The organism is Aeromonas sp. 102P (assembly GCF_051920345.1).
Taxonomy (GTDB): Bacteria; Pseudomonadota; Gammaproteobacteria; order Enterobacterales; family Aeromonadaceae; genus Aeromonas; species Aeromonas veronii.
In genome coordinates this window covers 2,741,564-2,757,062 of sequence record NZ_JBQBCZ010000001.1, presented here as the reverse complement: position 1 = coordinate 2,757,062, position 15,499 = coordinate 2,741,564, and the positions used below count along the sequence as shown (strand labels likewise).

The window sequence follows — 15,499 nt, the reverse complement described above, 5'->3', positions numbered from 1 at the left end:
TGATATAAAACAAGGTTCTTTTATTTTTTCAAAAAATCGCTAACCCTCGCTTTTTTATGACAAAAAAAGCGTTGCCAGTCACAGAAATTTGCCACAAAATGGCGACCGTTACGGAAGTTGATGGGGTCTGGTGGCCTCCTCGGTCTTCAAAACCGATGTGAGCCGAGAAGGCTTTGGCAGGTTCGATTCCTGCCTCTTCCGCCAAATTTATCTATTGAACAAATACTCTCTTGCTGAGTTTATCTGCCTGAATGCTATTTTCGTCGCTTGTTCAATATGTTTGAAGTAATACCTTAGAAAAAGGTGCTTGCCGCTTGCCAATATAATCCGAACTCAGGTTATCTCGCTGGCCAACAATTAATTTATCAGCATCGATGAAGCATTAATTTATACCCGCTCATTGATGCACCCAGTTTGCACTCATCCGCAAATCGTCAGCAGTGCCATAACCCGTCAGCTCGGCCTCTCTATCGGCAAACCGGTGCGCCTCCCGAACCCACGCACTGCACTGGTAATCCCATGCCGAACTCGTCTCACGCGTCAGCCATCCCCCACCGCCAGCCCGCATCAGGTACGGCTGCCGACGATTCACAGCCAGATTCTCAGCAACAGCCCGGCCAGCAACAAACGCGCCGTCTGCCGCAAGTGGAACAGCTGCTGCAGCAACCCTTTCTCGCCGGGTTTATCGAGACGCTGAGCCGCCCGCTGGTGACTCAGGCGGTGCGCGATACCCTCAGCGAACTGCGCCAGAGCGATGATTTTCGCCAGCATGGGGTCGCACCCGAGCAGATCGAGGCGCTGATTGCCAAACGCTGCCAACAGCAGTTGCGCCAGCGTCAAACCCGGGTGATCAACGCAACCGGCACCCTGGTGCATACCAATTTGGGGCGTTCGCCGTTAAGTGCCGATCTGTGGGACGAGGTGCGTGACCTCAACACCGGCTACAACAATCTGGAGCTGGATCTCGCCACCGGCAAGCGCGGCGGGCGCAAGGGGCTGATCGCCCCCCTGCTCCGTTGCCTCACCCAGGCCGAGGATTCGCTGGTGGTCAACAACAACGCCGCCTCGCTCTTTTTGCTGCTGCAGGAGGTGGCCAAGGGGCGCGAGGTGATCGTCTCGCGCGGCGAGCAGATCCAGATTGGCGGTGGCTTTCGCATCCCCGACATTCTGGCGCTCTCCGGCGCCAAACTGGTGGAGGTGGGCACCACCAATATCACTACCGCCAAAGATTACCTTGATGCCATCACCGATCAGACCGCGCTGGTACTGATGGTGCACAGATCCAATTTCGCCATTCGCGGCTTTACCGAATCCCCCGATATCGGCGAGGTGGCCCGCGCCCTGCCCGAGCACGTGGTGCTGGCGGTGGATCAGGGGTCGGGCTTGACCACCGAAGAGTTTGCACCGGATGAAACCTCGGTGCGCCAGTACATCAAGGCGGGGGCAGATCTGGTCTGCTATTCCGGCGACAAGCTCTTGGGGGGCCCGCAATCGGGCATCATCAGCGGCCGCAGCGATCTTATCAAGCGGCTGGAAAAACACCCCATGATGCGTACCTTCCGCCCGAGCCGCATCGTCTACTCCCTGCTCGAACGTCTGCTCATCCACAAGCTCAACAAATCTCCCGTCGGTGAGGGTATTGCCCAGCGCACCCTGAGCAATCCGGCCGCCATGGAGGCGAGAGCCGACCAGCTGATGGCCGCCCTGCCCGGTTGTTTTGTGCCGGTCCCCGCCCAGCTGGTGGTGGGCGGTGGCACCTTGCCGGACGAGTTTTACCCGGCGCCCGCGCTCGAATGCACCGACCCGCGCCCGGCCCAGCAGCTGCTCGATGCTCTGCGCGAACTCCCCGTCCCGGTCATCGCCACCGTGCGCCAGCAGAAGGTGCTGCTCAATATGGCCACCCTGCTGCCGACCGAGATGGAGCTGCTGATCGCCCAACTCAGGGAGTTGCTGCTGCCCGCCCCGTTCAATGCAACAAATGCGACCGAGGAGCCCTGATCCCATGACCCCCTATCGCGCCGTTATCGGTCTTGCCGGCCACGTGGATCACGGCAAGACCCTGCTGATCAAGGCCCTCACCGGCATCACTACCGCTCGTGCCCACGAGCAGGCCATCGGCATGACCCAGGATCTCGGCTTTGCCCACTTCGACGACGGTCAGGGCAACACCATAGGCGTCATCGACGTGCCCGGCCACGAGCGTTATATCCGCAACATGGTAGCGGGGCTCTGGAGTCTGGATCTGGTGCTGCTGGTGATTGCCGCCGACGAGGGGTGGATGCCGATGACCGGCGATCACCTGCGCCTGCTCAAGGCGATGGGGGTGCCGCGCCTCTTGGTCTGCATCAACAAGTGCGATCTGGTCTCCCCCGACGAGCTTTTGCTGTTGGAAGAGAGCCTGCTGGAGCGGGTGATGGACGAGAGCGGCATGGTGCCCGACATCGTCAGCGTCAGCGCCAAAACCGGCGCCAATATGGCTGCCCTGCACACCGCCATCGTGCGCCAGCTTGCCGAACTGCCAGCCTCACACGCTGCCCGCGAGCAGGGCGCCCCGCGACTGTATGTAGACAGAGTCTTTACCGCCAATGGTACCGGCACCGTGCTCACCGGCACCCTGCAACAGGGCCGCCTCAAGGTGGGGGACAAGCTGCGCCTCTACCCCGCCGACCGGGAAGTGCAGGTGCGCTCCGTGCAGGCCTATCACCAGAGCGTCGAGGAGATCGGCGCCGTCTGTCGGGTGGCAGTGGGCCTGAAAAAAGTGCCCCACAAGGAGGTGGCACGCGGTCACTGCCTCACCAGCGCCGCTGGCCAGTGCGAGGTGGCCACCCACCTTATCGTGCGACTCAACGCCGAGAGCCTGAGCGGAAAGGCTCTACGCACGCAGGAAGTGGAAGTAGCCCTCGGCAGCTGGCATGGCCGCGCCCGTTGTGTGCCGATAAAAGAGGAACCTATAAAAGGGCTGCCCATCAAGGATACCCGGCTGGCGCGGCTGATCTTTACCAGCCCCATCCCCTGCTTCTTCGGCCAGCCGCTCGCCATCATTCGCCACGGCAGCAGCGAACTGCTGCACGGCGCCCGCATCGTCTGGTGCGGCGACATCCATCCCGCCAGACGCAAGGCTCTGCACGCCCTGCTGGGTGAGCTGCCTGATGACTTGGAGCGCTACAACCCCGCAGCCTTGCAGCTGGGGCTCAATGGCTATGTGCTGGCCAGCCGCTTTGACCAGCGGCCAGAGCAGGTCACCCCACTCGGTGAGTGGCTGCTGGACAACCACTGGCTGGCCCAGAGCCGCGACCAGCTGCTCGCTACCCTGGCCAGCGAACCGCTTAGCGCCGCCGAGCTGGCAACCCGCTTTGGCATCGCCCTGCCGGTCATTCAGGCCCTGCTCCAGCAGCTCAAAAGCGAGCAGCTTGTTCGCCTGCACCATGACAAGTGGCAACCGGGCAGCGGCGAGTCGGAAGACGATCTGGGGGAAGAGGCGCAACTGGTGCTCAAGGTGGTGCGAGATCAAGGCAAGGAGGGTTACGAGCCCGGTAAACTGGGCCCCGGCGGCGTGGAGCTGGATCCCTTTATCACCCGCAAGCTGCCCGCGGCCCTGCAGCAGGGCTTGCTGCAAAAAGGCGCGTTGCAAAAGCAGCTGCGCAATCTGGCACGACTCAAGTATCTGGTGCAGCTCGATGGCCCCATCTACTACGACGCCGAGCTTTACAACCAGATGGTCGCCGCCGTGCTGGCGGGCCAGCAGGTGGGAGATCTGATCGACATGGCATCCCTCAAGGAGATCACCGGCTTGTCGCGTAAATACGCCATTCCGTTCTGCCTGCGCATGGAGATGGATGGCTGGGTGCGGCGTGAGGAGAACGAGCGCCGGGTGCTGCGTTTGCCGCAGACTCAAGATGAGATGGAGCCGGCATGAGCGCCACCATCGCCCCCTCTGGCTCTTCCAATCCTGTGGCCAACCGGCTGCGCCGCGAATTTCATATCGACGGCATCGTGCAGGGGGTCGGCTTTCGCCCCTTCGTCTATGGGCTGGCGCTGCGCCACGGCCTTGCCGGCTATGTGCTGAACGATGCCAACGGCGTCACTATCGGCGCCGAAGGATCGCCCGAGCAGCTGGCCGCCTTTGCCCGCGAACTGCGGGAACTGGCGCCGCCGCTCAGCCGCATCGATCATTTCAGCGAGCGGGAGCTGCCCCTCGCTCATGATCCCGACTTCGATGGCCAATTTCATGGCCAGTTTCGAATTAAAGCCAGCCAGCAGCAGAGCGCGGCCACGGTCGCCATCTCGCCGGATCAGGGGATGTGCGAGGCGTGCGCCAACGATGTGGCCAACCCTGCGGATCGCCACCATCGCTACCCCTTTACCAACTGCACCCACTGCGGCCCGCGCTACACCATCATCCGCCGCCTCCCCTACGACAGACCCCATACCGCCATGGCAGGCTTTGCCATGTGCCCGCACTGCGCTGCGGCCTATGAAAACCCGCTGGATCGGCGCTACCACGCCCAGCCGGTGAGCTGCCCCGAGTGCGGGCCCCATCTCAGCTGGCGCAGCGGCAACGGCGATGCGCTGGCCGAGCGCGAGGATGCACTGCAAGCGGCGGCCCGCGCCCTGCAAGCGGGGGCGCTGATTGCGGTCAAGGGGATGGGGGGTTATCACCTGATATGTGATGCTCGCAATGAACAGAGTGTTGCCAGATTACGAATGCTCAAGCGGCGCGCGCGCAAGCCGCTGGCGGTGATGATAGGCTCCCTTGCCGAGGCCAAATTGCATGTCACCGGCAGCGAAGACGAGTGGCAACTGCTCGCCTCTCAGGCCAGACCCATCACCTTACTGCGCAAGCGCAAAAACGATGATCGGTTCTCAGAATCCCTACTGACAACCGCGCCACTGGCCGAGGGGATCGCTCCCGGCATCCCCTACCTTGGGGTCATGCTCCCCTATACCCCGCTCCACCAGCTGCTGCTGGACGCCTGCGCCATGCCGCTGGTGGCCACCAGCGCCAATGGTCGCGGCAGCCCAATCCTTATCGAGTGCGAGGCGGTGGTCAGGGAACTCGGCCGCGAGATTGACGGCATCCTGGATCACAACCGCCCCATCCTGCACCCGTGCGACGACAGTCTGGTGCAGTGGGCAGGTGGGCGACGCCAGACGTTGCGCCTCGCCCGGGGCTATGCCCCCTGCACCCCCAGCCTGCAAGAGGCGGTCAAGGCGCCGCTCTTGGCTGTCGGGGCGCAACAAAAGAACCAGCTGGCGCTCGCCTTCAGCCGCCAGCGCATCTATAGCCCCTATATCGGCGATCTGCACAGCCTGCCGATGCAGGAGCACTTCGAGCAGACCCTGGCGACCTTTCGCGATCTCTACGATCTCAACCCCGAAGTGCTGGTCTCGGATCGCCACCCTGGCTACCTCAGCCACCAGTGGGCCAAGGGCTATTGCCGCGATCAGGGTGCCACCCACCTCGAGGTGCAACACCATCACGCCCACCTGCTGGCAGTGATGGCCGAGCACGACATCACAGGCCCAGTGCTGGGTGTTGCCTTCGATGGCACCGGCCTTGGCGATGACGGCACCCTCTGGGGCGGCGAGCTGCTGATCGCAGACGTTCAGAGCTTTACTCGCGTTGCCCACCTCAAACCCTTCAAGCTGATCGGCGGCGAGGCGGCCATCCGCGAGCCGGTGCGCCAGCTGCTGGGGCTGCTGTTTGAATCGCACAGCCCTGAGCAGATCAGTGCCCTCGATATTCCGTTGATCAAGCAACTGCCCCTTAAGCGGATCGGCAATCTGCACCAGCTCTGGCAGCTGGGTCGAAACGCCCCCTACACCAGCTCCATCGGTCGGCTGTTCGATGCGGTGGCGGCACTCTTGGGAGTGATCGACACCCCGGATTACGAGGGCGAAGCCGGGCTCTTGCTGGAGGCGGCCGCCTTGCAGCTGACCCCCGATGAAGCGCCCTTCTCCCTCGCCTTTGAGCTCAGCCAATCAGCGGAAGGGCCGCTGCAGATCGAGTGGGCCGAGATCATCAATACCCTTGTCAGCGAGCGGTGCAAAGGCACCGCCACCGCCAGCCTGGCCGCCGGTTTTATCCGCGCCATCAGCAATCTGGTGGTTGCCCTGGCCGAGCGTTTCCCCGGCTATCCGGTGGCGCTCGGGGGCGGCGTCTTTCAAAACCGGGTGCTGATGGATCAGCTGGTGCCCGCACTCGAAGCGGCCGGTCGGCAGGTATTGACCAGCGAAACCCTGCCGCTCAATGACGGTGGCATCGCCGCCGGTCAGCTCTGGTTTGCCATCCACCATATTGCCACGCACCAGCCTGTCACAACCGGTTGTGCCACCTTGTCGGAGTCCTGAAATCCATGTGTCTATCCATTCCCTCTCAGGTGGTGCAGCTGCACCCCGAAGATAACTGCGTCACCGTCGACACCCTGGGGGTGCAGCGGCGCGTCAGCTGCATGCTGCTCGAGGAGCCCCTCCAGGTGGGCGACTATGTGCTGCTCCATATCGGCTTTGTGATGAGCAAGATTGACGAAGAGGAGGCGCAGGCCAGCCTCGAGAGCTTCCGCCAGATGGTGGCCCTGATGCCTAAACAGGATATCTTGCCATGCTGACCTTGAATGATCTCTTTCAGGGCTTTCGTCAGCCCGAGGTGATCCGTGCCCTCGCCGCCCAGATCACCGAACTGGCCAAATTACTCCCCGAACCGCTGCGGGTGATGGAGGTGTGCGGCGGCCATACCCACACCATCATGAAGTACGGCCTGCACCAGCTGCTACCGGCCAGCATCGAGTTTGTCCACGGCCCCGGCTGCCCGGTCTGCATCATGCCCAAAGAGCGCATCGATCAGGCCATCGAGCTGGCGAGCCAGCCCAACGTCATTCTGGTCACCCTGGGGGACATGATCCGGGTGCCGGGCTCCAAGGGCACGCTGGCCCAGCAGCGGGCCAAGGGGAGCGATATCCGCCCGGTCTATGACCCCCTAGACGCCCTGCGTATCGCCAAAGAGAATCCGGAGAAGACCGTGGTCTTCTTCGCCATCGGTTTCGAGACCTCTACCCCGATGACCGCCGCCTTGCTGGCTGCCGCTGAAGCTGAGGGGATTGAGAATCTGCTGTTTCATATCAACCATGTGCTGGTGCCCCCCGCCATTCACGCGGTGATGGCCGACGGGGTCGCCAAGGTGAACGCCTTTATCGGCCCCTCCCACGTCAGCGTCATCACCGGCGCCGATATCTACCTGCCTATCGTCGATCGCTATCAGGTGCCAGTGGTGGTGAGCGGCTTCGAGCCGGTGGATGTGATGGAAGCGCTGCTGATGATGGTGCGCCAGAAGGTGGAAGGCCGCTACGCGCTGGAGGTGCAGTACACCCGCGCCGTGACTGCCAGCGGCAATATAGCCGCCCAGCGGCTGGTCGAGCGCTTTTTCGAGACCCGCGATCACTTTCGCTGGCGAGGTCTGGGGGATATCAACGCCTCCGCCCTGCGCCTGCGCGATGCCTTTGCCAAGCGCGATGCGGAGCGTCACTTCGTGCTTGATCAGACTCCCATCGATGACCACAAGGCGTGCCAGTGCGCCGATATCCTGCGCGGGCTGGCCAAACCCAACCAGTGCAAAGTATTTGGCCGGGGCTGCACCCCGACCCAGCCCATGGGCAGCTGCATGGTCAGCTCCGAAGGGGCCTGCAATGCCTACTACCGATATATGGGGATCCAATGAGAGAAATCCAGTTAAGCCACGGCGGCGGCGGTGTAGAAATGAACCAGCTGATCAACCAGCTCTTCTTTCGCCACTTTGGCAACGAGATCCTGCTGCGCGGTGAAGATGCCGCCCTGCTGCCGGTAGAGGGCCCCGTCGCCTTCACCACCGACAGCTTTACCGTCTCGCCGCTCTTCTTCGAGGGGGGCGATATCGGCAAGCTGGCCATCGCCGGCACTGTCAACGATCTCGCCATGATGGGGGCCAAACCCGAGTATCTGAGTTGCAGCTTTATCATCGAGGAGGGCTTCCCCTACGCCGATCTTGCCCGCATCGTCGAGTCGATGGCGGCCGAGCTTGCCAAGAGCGGCGCCCGTATCGTCTGCGGCGACACCAAGGTGGTGCCCAAGGGGGCGGCCGACAAGATCTTTATCAACACCAGCGGGGTCGGCACCTTCCCGCTGCCTGAGCAGAGCCGGGGCATCTCGGTGCGCAACCTCAAAGCCGGTGATGCCATTCTGGTGTCGCGGGATATCGGCAGCCACGGCGCCTGCATCCTGATGGCCCGTGACGCCCTGCAGCTGGGGTCGGATCTCAAGAGCGACTGCACCACCCTCTGGCCACAGGTAGAAGCGCTGCTAAAAGCGGGTATTACCCCTCACGCCCTGCGCGATGCCACCCGTGGTGGCCTCGCCGCCGTGCTCAACGAGTGGAGCACCGCCTCCGGCGTTGCCATCGAGCTGGAGGAGTCCGCCATTCCGGTGTGCGATCCGGTGCGCGGCCTCTGCGAGCTCTACGGTTTCGAGCCCCATGATCTCGCCAATGAAGGAACCATGGTGCTGGCCCTGCCTGCCGAACAGGCACAGGACGCGCTGGGCATCTTGCGGCAATTCAACCCCGCTGCAAGCCAGATCGGCGTGGTGCAGGCGAGCGATCGCCACAAGGTGATCCTCAACAATCCCTGGGGCAGCCGCCGTTATCTGGAGCTGCCGCAAGGGGAACTGCTGCCGCGGATCTGTTGATCGGCCATGCCGTTCCGTCAATTACAGGGAGGAGTCACTGCTCCTCCCCATATCGGTTAAGGAACCACCATGCACGAAATGTCTCTGGCCATGGCCGCCATCGATCTGGCAGCCGAACAGGCCACCCAGCGGGGCTTTACCAAGGTGACCGCCCTCTGGCTCGAGGTCGGCAGCTTCTCCTGCGTCGACCCGGACACCATTGCCTTCTGTTTCGAGGCGGCCGCCAAGGGCACCGCCGTCGAAGGAGCCCAGCTGCATTTTCAGCACCAGGCGGCAGAGGCCTGGTGCTACGACTGCAACCAGACGGTCACCCTCACCGAGCGCGGGCAGGCCTGCCCCGGGTGTGGCGGATACAAATTACGAGTCGCGCAGGGTGATAGCCTGCGCATCACCGACATCGAGGTAAGTTGATATGTGTAGCGTATGCGGATGCGGCCAGGCGCGGATCGCCGGCCATGAGCACGATCATGAGCATCATCACGAACATGAACATCACCATGAACATGGTCATGAACATGGTCATGAACACGACCATCATCATGCTCATGACGCCCATCACCATCATGATCACGAGCAGAGCGCGCCGCGCACCCTGATCATTCACCACCACTATCACCATCAGGGGGATGTCCATCACCACTACCATGGGGTGCGGGCTCCCATAAACCTAGAGGGGCATGATCACCCCCACGACCATCATCATGATCATACCCACTCTCATGACCACGGCCATTCCCACACGCATGACCATGACCATGACCATGACCATGACCATGACCATGACCATGACCATCAGCAGGGTGATCTGCACTATGGCAAAGGGGAAGCGGGATTGTCGGTTCCGGGCATGGGGCAGCGCCAGCTGATCGCCATCGAGATGGATGTGCTGGCCAAGAACAACGCGCTGGCGGCCCACAACCGCGAACACTTCGACGAAGCGGCCCAGCTGGTGCTCAACCTGGTCTCTAGCCCGGGTTCAGGCAAGACCACTTTGCTGTGCGAAACCTTGCGCCAACTGGCCGACAAACGCCCCTGCGTGGTGATCGAGGGGGATCAGCAGACCAGCGCCGATGCGGATCGCATCCGTGCCACCGGCGTCCCTGCCGTGCAGATCAACACCGGCAAGGGCTGCCATCTGGATGCCAAAATGGTCCACGACGCCTGCCACCAGCTGCCCGCCAATGAAGGGGGCATCCTCTTTATCGAGAACGTGGGCAATCTGGTCTGCCCCGCCAGCTTCGATCTCGGCGAGAAGTACAAGGTGGCGATCCTCTCCGTCACCGAGGGGGAAGAGAAGCCGCTGAAATACCCGGACATGTTTGCCGCCGCCCAGCTGATGGTGATCAACAAGATCGATCTGCTGCCCTACGTCAGCTTTGACGTGGCCCGCTGCATCGAGAACGCCAAACGGGTCAACCCCTATATTCAGGTGATCCAGGTCAGCGCCACCACGGGTGAAGGGATGGATGCCTGGCTGAACTGGCTGGCGACTGCCTGAGTGCGGATAGATCAAAACCGCTGATAACGGTGGATAACAAAAAAGGGAGGCTGATGCCTCCCTCTCTTTTATCTGCGCGCTTTGCCAACGATTCTCTCTGTATACAGAATGGCCAACGTTTCATACTCGCGCCCCCTCACCCTGGCCCTCTCCCCAGGGAGAGGGAACCGATTCGTGGATGCCGCATTCCGCTCCCTGTCTCAACAGGGAAAGGGGAACCTATTCAAGGATGCTGGCAATATGCTCGAAATATTCGCCCCAGAGAGCCTGCGAGCATACAACCAGCCCCTGTTTCCCAAACCCCGAGCCTGGCGAGATGGCACCGTCTGCCCCCTTCTCCCCTTGCGGGAGAAGGGCTGGGGATGAGGGGGAACTAACCCTCAGGCCGCATTTTCAGCCAATACACCAGTCACGGGCGGCACCTCCCCAAAGCGCAGCACCCGATGGCAGATCTGGCGCAGCAGCGCCTGCTGGTGGCTGAATATCACCATGGCAAGCCCGCGCTGTTCGCACTCCATCATCAACTCCCGCCAGAGATGACGCTGGATTTGCGGATCCAGCTGGGCAGTCACCTCATCGGCAATCAGCAACCGGGTGCGGGGATCGAGGGCGCGCAGCAGCGCAATGCGGGCCAGCTCGCCACCGGAGAGTTGACCGGGTTTACGACCGAGCCATTCAGGCTTGACCATAAAGCGGGCCATCATGGCGTCATCGGGGCGCCACACATCCCACAGCGCCTGCCCTGTGGTGCGATAGGGATTGAAGGTGAGCTCCGGGTGCTGGGGCACCAGCTGGATGGGGTTATAACCTTTTACCTGTTCAGGCACCGGCTGCCCATCCAGCAGGATCTGCCCGCCGGCCCCAACCGGTTGCCAACCGGCCAATACCCGCCCCAGCGTGGTCTTACCATGGCCGCTCGGGGCAGAGATACCGAGCCGCTCCCCCGCTTTCACCGTCAGCGACAATCCCTGCCAGAGGGGACGTTCCCCCTGGGCGATAGTAAGATTTCGTACTTCAAACATCAGGAAACCTCCGGCACAGAGAAGAGCACATTGAACTCCGGCAGCGCCTGCCAGTGGGCGCGGAGCATCTCGCTCCCCTGCCCTTGCCGCAGATGGTGGCTGCTCAAGGTATCGCTCACTTGGCCCTTATGGAGCGCGACTATGCGATCGGCAAAGCGGGCCGCCAGCGCCAAATCGTGGGTCACCCAGAGGATGCCGCTGCCCTGATTGGCCAATTCACGCAATTGGCTGAGCAGCAGGCAAGCCAGCCCCTCGTCGAGCCAGGCGGTGATCTCGTCCGCCAGAATGTAGCGGGCGCCGCCGAGGGCCGCGGTGCAGGCCAGAATGCGCTTGGCCATGCCGCCGGAGAGCTGGCGCGGGTATCTGTCCAGGGTGGCAGCGGGCAACTGGTAGCGCAGCAGTTGCTCGCCGAGCCGCTCGCGAGAACCGCTCTGACCGCAGAGGCGCGCTGCGCGGCCCAACTGGCGTTCCACCGTCAGCAGCGGATTGAGGGCGCTTACCCCCTGCGGCACATAGCAGAGGGTGTGACCGCGCAGACGGGCCCGGCCGGCATCGCACAGAGGCGTGCCATCGAGGGAGATGCTGCCGCGCATCCGCAGATTGTCCGGCAGCAATGTCAGAGCGCTTTGCAGCAGCAGGCTCTTGCCCTCGCCGCTCCCTCCCACCAGCGCCACTATCTCCCCCGGCGCCAGTTGCAGGCTGATATCGGTCAGCAAAGGCTGCCAACTGCGCCGCCCCAGCCAGGAGTAGTGGGCCGCCTCTATGGTCACCTGATCAAAACTCAGCATGGTTCACTCCTGTGCCACAGCAGCTGTTGCAGAGCGCGGGTAGCCTGATCAAACAGCAGAACCAGCAGCAGCAACATCAGCCCCGGGAAGAGGGCCAGCCACCAGCCGCCACCAGCCAGATAACGCAAGGCATCGGCCAGCAGCAGGCCCAGCGAGGCCTCGTGGGCCGCCAGACCAAAGCCGAGAAAGCTCAAGGCCGCGCTATGCAATACCGCATGGGGAAACATCAGCAAGGTGCCGATAAACCACTGGGGCAACAGCCCCGGTAGCAGGTGGGTGCGCCAGCGACGCAGCGCCCCCATCCCCTGACAGCGGGACAGCACCACATAGTCGCTGCAGGCGATCCGCCGCGCTTCTGCGCGGAGAATGAGCGCCAGTTTGGGCCAGTGGGTGAGCGCCACCGCCAGGATCACCCCGCACATACCGCCCCCCACGGTAAAGCAGATAAGGATCAAGAGCAGCATATGGGGCAGCGCCAGCATGGCGTCGATCACCATTCGTACCGCCGCATCACATCTGGGGTGAATGAGCGACACGCTGGCCGCCACCATGGCCAGCAACCCGCTACAGAGCGCCGTGCTGATCCCCAGCTCCAGACTGGTGAGGGTGCCCTGAAAGGCCCGCAACCAGAGATCCCGCCCCATCTGATCGGTGCCGAACCAGTGGGCCAGCGAGGGGGGCTGCTGGCGCGCCAGCAGATCCATCGGCACATCCTGATGAGAGAGGCTCCAGCCGTAAGTGGCCAGCATCGCCAATCCGAGCAGGGCAAAACCCAGCCGCAGTATGGAGGGAAGCGGATTAAACAGCATGCTCGCCCTCCCAGCCCCGATTAATGCGGGCCAGCAGCAAACTGGCCACCGTGTTGCCAATAAAGACCAGCAGGGTGCAGAAAAGCACGATTCCCATCAGCAGGGGAATATCCCCCCGCAGCCCCGCATCCACGGTGGCCTGGCCGAGCCCCGGATAGGAGAAGACCTTCTCGGCCAAGAGCGACCCGCCAATCAGCTCGCCAAGGGAGGCAAACTGCAGGCAGAGCGCCGGGGTCAGGGCGTGGCGCAGCACATGAAAACGCAGCATGGGCCAGCCGCCATCCCCCTGAGCGCGGGCGTAGCGGATAAAGTCACTCTCCAACACCTCGGCCACCCGCGCCCGGGTGTGCAGCGCAATATTGCCCAGTCCGAGCAGGGCGAGCGTGGTGACCGGCAGCAACAGATGGCGCGCTCGCAATGCCCAATCAGCCTCATCGGCGGAGAGGCCCGGCGTCCAGGCGCAGCAGACTGGCAGTAGCGGCCAGTGCACCGCAAACAGGGCGAGCAGCAAGAGGCCGACCCAGAAGGTGGGCAAGGAGGCGAGCAGGTAGGCAAAACGGCAAATCAGGCGATCGGGCCAGCGGTTGAGATAGCGACCGGCGCAGAGGCCCAGCAGAATCCCGAAAAAACCGGAGAGCAGCCAGGCGCCCGCCAGCAGCAGGAAGGAGGCGGCAAAGCGCTGGCCTATGACCTCACCCACAGGCGCGTTGTAGAGCATGGAGTAACCGAGATCCCCCTGCAGCACCTGGGTAAACCAGTGCCAGTAGCGCAGCCAGAGCGGTTGATCCAGCCCCCAGCGAGCGGCAATGCGGGCGTACTGCTCCGGCGGCACATGGAGCAGATCGTTGCCGATATAGGCCTTGATGGGGTCGATGGGGGAGTAACTCAGCAGCACAAAGGTGGCGACCGAGACCAGACATAACAGCCCTGCCAGACGCAGCAGGGCTTTTAGCAACAGATAACCTGAATGACTCAAAGGCGAACTTAACGGCACATCCACCGCCAATCCTGCAGGTTGTTGAGGAGTGACCAGCTACCGTGGATTTCCGGCGCCCCCTTGCCAAGGTCGATGCAACGGTTGGCGAGATAGGTGTGCTGCACATTGAGCAGCCAAGCCCAGGCCGCATCCCCCTGTACCCCGGCGCCGGTCTTGCCATCCCACTCCACCTGCTGCCAGAACGGCACGGCCGCCTGCCAGTTCGGAGCATCCAGCGCCTGCTTGAGGTGGCCATCCACAACAGGGTTGCTGTAGTAGCCCGGATTGTAGAACTCTACGCCACCGGAGCCGCTCTGGTAGTGGTGATAGAGCTCCATGGGATCCAGACTCCCCCACCCCATCAGCACCGGATTGGCGTGCATCTCCCGCTCCACCTGCTCCCAGCTGCCAGACTTGAGGCTCACCTCAAGGCCAATGGGTTTGAGCATGGCCCGCACCGCTTCCGCCAAATCCCGGCGGGTGCTGTCGCCACTGGTGTACCAGAGGGTAAAGGCGGCGCGCAGATTGCCCTTGTGGCGAATGCCGTCACTGCCCATCTTCCAACCCGCCTCGTCGAGCAGGGCATTGGCGTGGGCGACATCCCCATCATTGAAGGCGGTGGCTTTGTTCAGCCAGGGCAAACCTTCCACCGCGCTGTAGGCGGGGATGGCATGTCCTTCCAGCAGCTGATCGGCCAGCAGCTTGCGATCGATGACGTAGTTGATGGCGCGGCGCACCGCCACGTCCGAGGTCACGTCGTTGCCGATGGGATAACCCTTGGCATCCTTGCCACCCGCCGGCGGAATGGGGAAGACGATGCCGCGGTTCTCTACACTTGGCCGCACCCAGAGCTTGAGGGAAGCAGGCACGGTGGGCGCCAGTGACGGGGCAATGCGCACCACATCGAGCTGGCTACTCTGGGCCGCGGCGTAGGCGCTCTCTTCATCGATAAAGACAAACACCAGCCGTTTGAAGTCATTGTTGCCACCGGCGTAATAGGGGTTTGCCTCCACCACCAGCTGTTGACCGGGCAGGAAGCTCACCAGCCGGTAAGGGCCGGCGCCGACCGGCTCGCGGGCATAGCGCTTGGGATCGTAATCCCGCTTCGACACTATCCCCAAGGATCCCAGCACGTTGACGAAGGTGCTCTGGGGGGCACTCAGGGTAATGGCAACTTCGGTAGGCGAGAGCACCTTGGCCGAGACAAAGTTGCCCATGTCGATCTTGCCGCCACCCTTGGCTGCGCTGTTGTAAGTGAAGGCCACATCTTCGGCGGTGAGCGACGCACCGTTGGAGAATTTCAGTTCAGGCTTGAGGGTAATGAGCCACCCCTTGCCATCCTTGCTCGGGGCCACCGCTTGGGTGAGCACATTCTGCCAGCTGAGGTCAGCATTTTGCTTGAGCAGCGGGCTATGCAGCAGCAGGTAGCTGCCGTGGCTCCAGCCAAGCAGAGGGTCAAACCCTTCGGTGGGTTCGGCTCCGATGGCGAGCTTGAGCTCGGCAGGGATGGGCTGGGCAGCGGCCAGCGCCGCGTAAGAGGCGGTGCCCAGCAGCAGAGTCAACAGGGCGGCAGCACTGGTGCCACAGTAATGGCGAAGGGAATTGCGTGGAACAGTCATGGGGATCCTTCTTGTTTTGTACCACTCACGGATCATCACTTAAAAAAGAGGTGGAATGCGTGTCTGAACATG

Annotated in this window: 14 protein-coding genes and 1 tRNA gene; 9 read left to right on the top strand and 6 right to left on the bottom strand. The window is 62.5% G+C overall.

Going from position 1 to position 15,499, the window contains the following annotated elements:
- The first annotated feature begins 112 nt into the window (after positions 1-112).
- The 8 genes from ACTG1K_RS12940 to hypA all read left to right on the top strand — a co-directional run bounded on the left by ACTG1K_RS12940 (position 113) and on the right by hypA (position 9,126).
- Positions 113-204 (top strand) — tRNA-Sec (locus tag ACTG1K_RS12940).
- A gap of 315 nt (positions 205-519) precedes the next feature.
- Positions 520-1,998: an L-seryl-tRNA(Sec) selenium transferase gene (gene selA / locus ACTG1K_RS12935; RefSeq protein WP_440005633.1), complete on the top strand. Its 1,479-nt coding sequence runs from the start codon at positions 520-522 to the stop codon at positions 1,996-1,998.
- Positions 1,999-2,002: 4 nt separating this feature from the next.
- Positions 2,003-3,916, top strand: coding sequence for a selenocysteine-specific translation elongation factor (selB, locus tag ACTG1K_RS12930; protein WP_440005631.1), 1,914 nt, complete (start codon positions 2,003-2,005; stop codon positions 3,914-3,916).
- Positions 3,913-6,351 carry a carbamoyltransferase HypF gene (gene hypF, locus ACTG1K_RS12925; RefSeq protein ID WP_440005629.1) on the top strand — a complete coding sequence of 813 codons (2,439 nt, stop codon included), beginning with the start codon at positions 3,913-3,915 and terminating at the stop codon, positions 6,349-6,351. The genes selB and hypF overlap by 4 nt, the downstream gene beginning before the upstream one ends.
- 5 nt (positions 6,352-6,356) lie before the next feature.
- Complete coding sequence (locus ACTG1K_RS12920; RefSeq protein ID WP_040065728.1) at positions 6,357-6,608, top strand: HypC/HybG/HupF family hydrogenase formation chaperone; 252 nt, start codon at positions 6,357-6,359, stop codon at positions 6,606-6,608.
- A complete protein-coding gene (hypD, locus tag ACTG1K_RS12915; protein WP_101531161.1) occupies positions 6,602-7,714 on the top strand; it encodes a hydrogenase formation protein HypD in 1,113 nt (370 codons plus the stop codon). The genes ACTG1K_RS12920 and hypD overlap by 7 nt, the downstream gene beginning before the upstream one ends.
- Positions 7,711-8,715, top strand: coding sequence for a hydrogenase expression/formation protein HypE (gene hypE, locus ACTG1K_RS12910; RefSeq protein WP_429052116.1), 1,005 nt, complete (start codon positions 7,711-7,713; stop codon positions 8,713-8,715). Before hypD ends, hypE begins: the two co-directional genes overlap by 4 nt.
- A gap of 69 nt (positions 8,716-8,784) precedes the next feature.
- Positions 8,785-9,126 carry a hydrogenase maturation nickel metallochaperone HypA gene (hypA, locus tag ACTG1K_RS12905; protein ID WP_010633719.1) on the top strand — a complete coding sequence of 114 codons (342 nt, stop codon included), beginning with the start codon at positions 8,785-8,787 and terminating at the stop codon, positions 9,124-9,126.
- Here the strand turns inward: hypA and ACTG1K_RS12900 are convergent.
- Positions 9,104-9,349 (bottom strand): hypothetical protein, encoded by a 246-nt coding sequence (locus ACTG1K_RS12900; RefSeq protein WP_440006849.1) that lies wholly within the window; start codon positions 9,347-9,349, stop codon positions 9,104-9,106. The two genes, hypA and ACTG1K_RS12900, sit on opposite strands and share 23 nt — an antisense overlap.
- A gap of 15 nt (positions 9,350-9,364) precedes the next feature.
- On the opposite strand from ACTG1K_RS12900, the gene hypB reads away from it, so the two are divergent.
- Positions 9,365-10,213 carry a hydrogenase nickel incorporation protein HypB gene (gene hypB / locus ACTG1K_RS12895; RefSeq protein WP_440006825.1) on the top strand — a complete coding sequence of 283 codons (849 nt, stop codon included), beginning with the start codon at positions 9,365-9,367 and terminating at the stop codon, positions 10,211-10,213.
- 380 nt (positions 10,214-10,593) lie between these two features.
- Here the strand turns inward: hypB and ACTG1K_RS12890 are convergent, their stop codons facing one another.
- From ACTG1K_RS12890 to ACTG1K_RS12870, 5 genes are read right to left on the bottom strand one after another with little or no spacing between them, the layout of a single operon-like run.
- Entirely contained in the window at positions 10,594-11,235 is a 642-nt protein-coding gene (locus ACTG1K_RS12890) for an ATP-binding cassette domain-containing protein (RefSeq protein WP_429150890.1), read from the bottom strand.
- A complete protein-coding gene (locus ACTG1K_RS12885; RefSeq protein ID WP_429150892.1) occupies positions 11,235-12,023 on the bottom strand; it encodes an ATP-binding cassette domain-containing protein in 789 nt (262 codons plus the stop codon). Before ACTG1K_RS12885 ends, ACTG1K_RS12890 begins: the two co-directional genes overlap by 1 nt.
- Positions 12,017-12,832 carry an ABC transporter permease gene (locus ACTG1K_RS12880; protein WP_429150894.1) on the bottom strand — a complete coding sequence of 272 codons (816 nt, stop codon included), beginning with the start codon at positions 12,830-12,832 and terminating at the stop codon, positions 12,017-12,019. Before ACTG1K_RS12880 ends, ACTG1K_RS12885 begins: the two co-directional genes overlap by 7 nt.
- On the bottom strand, positions 12,822-13,832 hold the full coding sequence (locus ACTG1K_RS12875; RefSeq protein ID WP_429150896.1) for an ABC transporter permease: 1,011 nt from the start codon (positions 13,830-13,832) through the stop codon (positions 12,822-12,824). The genes ACTG1K_RS12880 and ACTG1K_RS12875 overlap by 11 nt, the downstream gene beginning before the upstream one ends.
- Positions 13,817-15,427 carry an ABC transporter substrate-binding protein gene (locus ACTG1K_RS12870; RefSeq protein ID WP_440005625.1) on the bottom strand — a complete coding sequence of 537 codons (1,611 nt, stop codon included), beginning with the start codon at positions 15,425-15,427 and terminating at the stop codon, positions 13,817-13,819. Before ACTG1K_RS12870 ends, ACTG1K_RS12875 begins: the two co-directional genes overlap by 16 nt.
- Positions 15,428-15,499: the final 72 nt, after the last annotated feature.

Excerpts from the sequence above, each read along its gene's own strand:
- selB (WP_440005631.1), top strand. The coding sequence starts at position 2,003 with ATGACCCCCTATCGCGCCGTTATCGGTCTTGCCGGCCACGTGGATCAC.
- ACTG1K_RS12890 (WP_429150890.1), bottom strand. The coding sequence starts at position 11,235 with ATGTTTGAAGTACGAAATCTTACTATCGCCCAGGGGGAACGTCCCCTC.
- selA (WP_440005633.1), top strand. The coding sequence starts at position 520 with ATGCCGAACTCGTCTCACGCGTCAGCCATCCCCCACCGCCAGCCCGCA.
- ACTG1K_RS12870 (WP_440005625.1), bottom strand. The coding sequence starts at position 15,427 with ATGACTGTTCCACGCAATTCCCTTCGCCATTACTGTGGCACCAGTGCT.
- hypA (WP_010633719.1), top strand. The coding sequence starts at position 8,785 with ATGCACGAAATGTCTCTGGCCATGGCCGCCATCGATCTGGCAGCCGAA.
- hypD (WP_101531161.1), top strand. The coding sequence starts at position 6,602 with ATGCTGACCTTGAATGATCTCTTTCAGGGCTTTCGTCAGCCCGAGGTG.
- ACTG1K_RS12880 (WP_429150894.1), bottom strand. The coding sequence starts at position 12,832 with ATGCTGTTTAATCCGCTTCCCTCCATACTGCGGCTGGGTTTTGCCCTG.
- hypF (WP_440005629.1), top strand. The coding sequence starts at position 3,913 with ATGAGCGCCACCATCGCCCCCTCTGGCTCTTCCAATCCTGTGGCCAAC.
- ACTG1K_RS12900 (WP_440006849.1), bottom strand. The coding sequence starts at position 9,349 with ATGGACATCCCCCTGATGGTGATAGTGGTGGTGAATGATCAGGGTGCG.
- ACTG1K_RS12920 (WP_040065728.1), top strand. The coding sequence starts at position 6,357 with ATGTGTCTATCCATTCCCTCTCAGGTGGTGCAGCTGCACCCCGAAGAT.
- hypE (WP_429052116.1), top strand. The coding sequence starts at position 7,711 with ATGAGAGAAATCCAGTTAAGCCACGGCGGCGGCGGTGTAGAAATGAAC.
- ACTG1K_RS12885 (WP_429150892.1), bottom strand. The coding sequence starts at position 12,023 with ATGCTGAGTTTTGATCAGGTGACCATAGAGGCGGCCCACTACTCCTGG.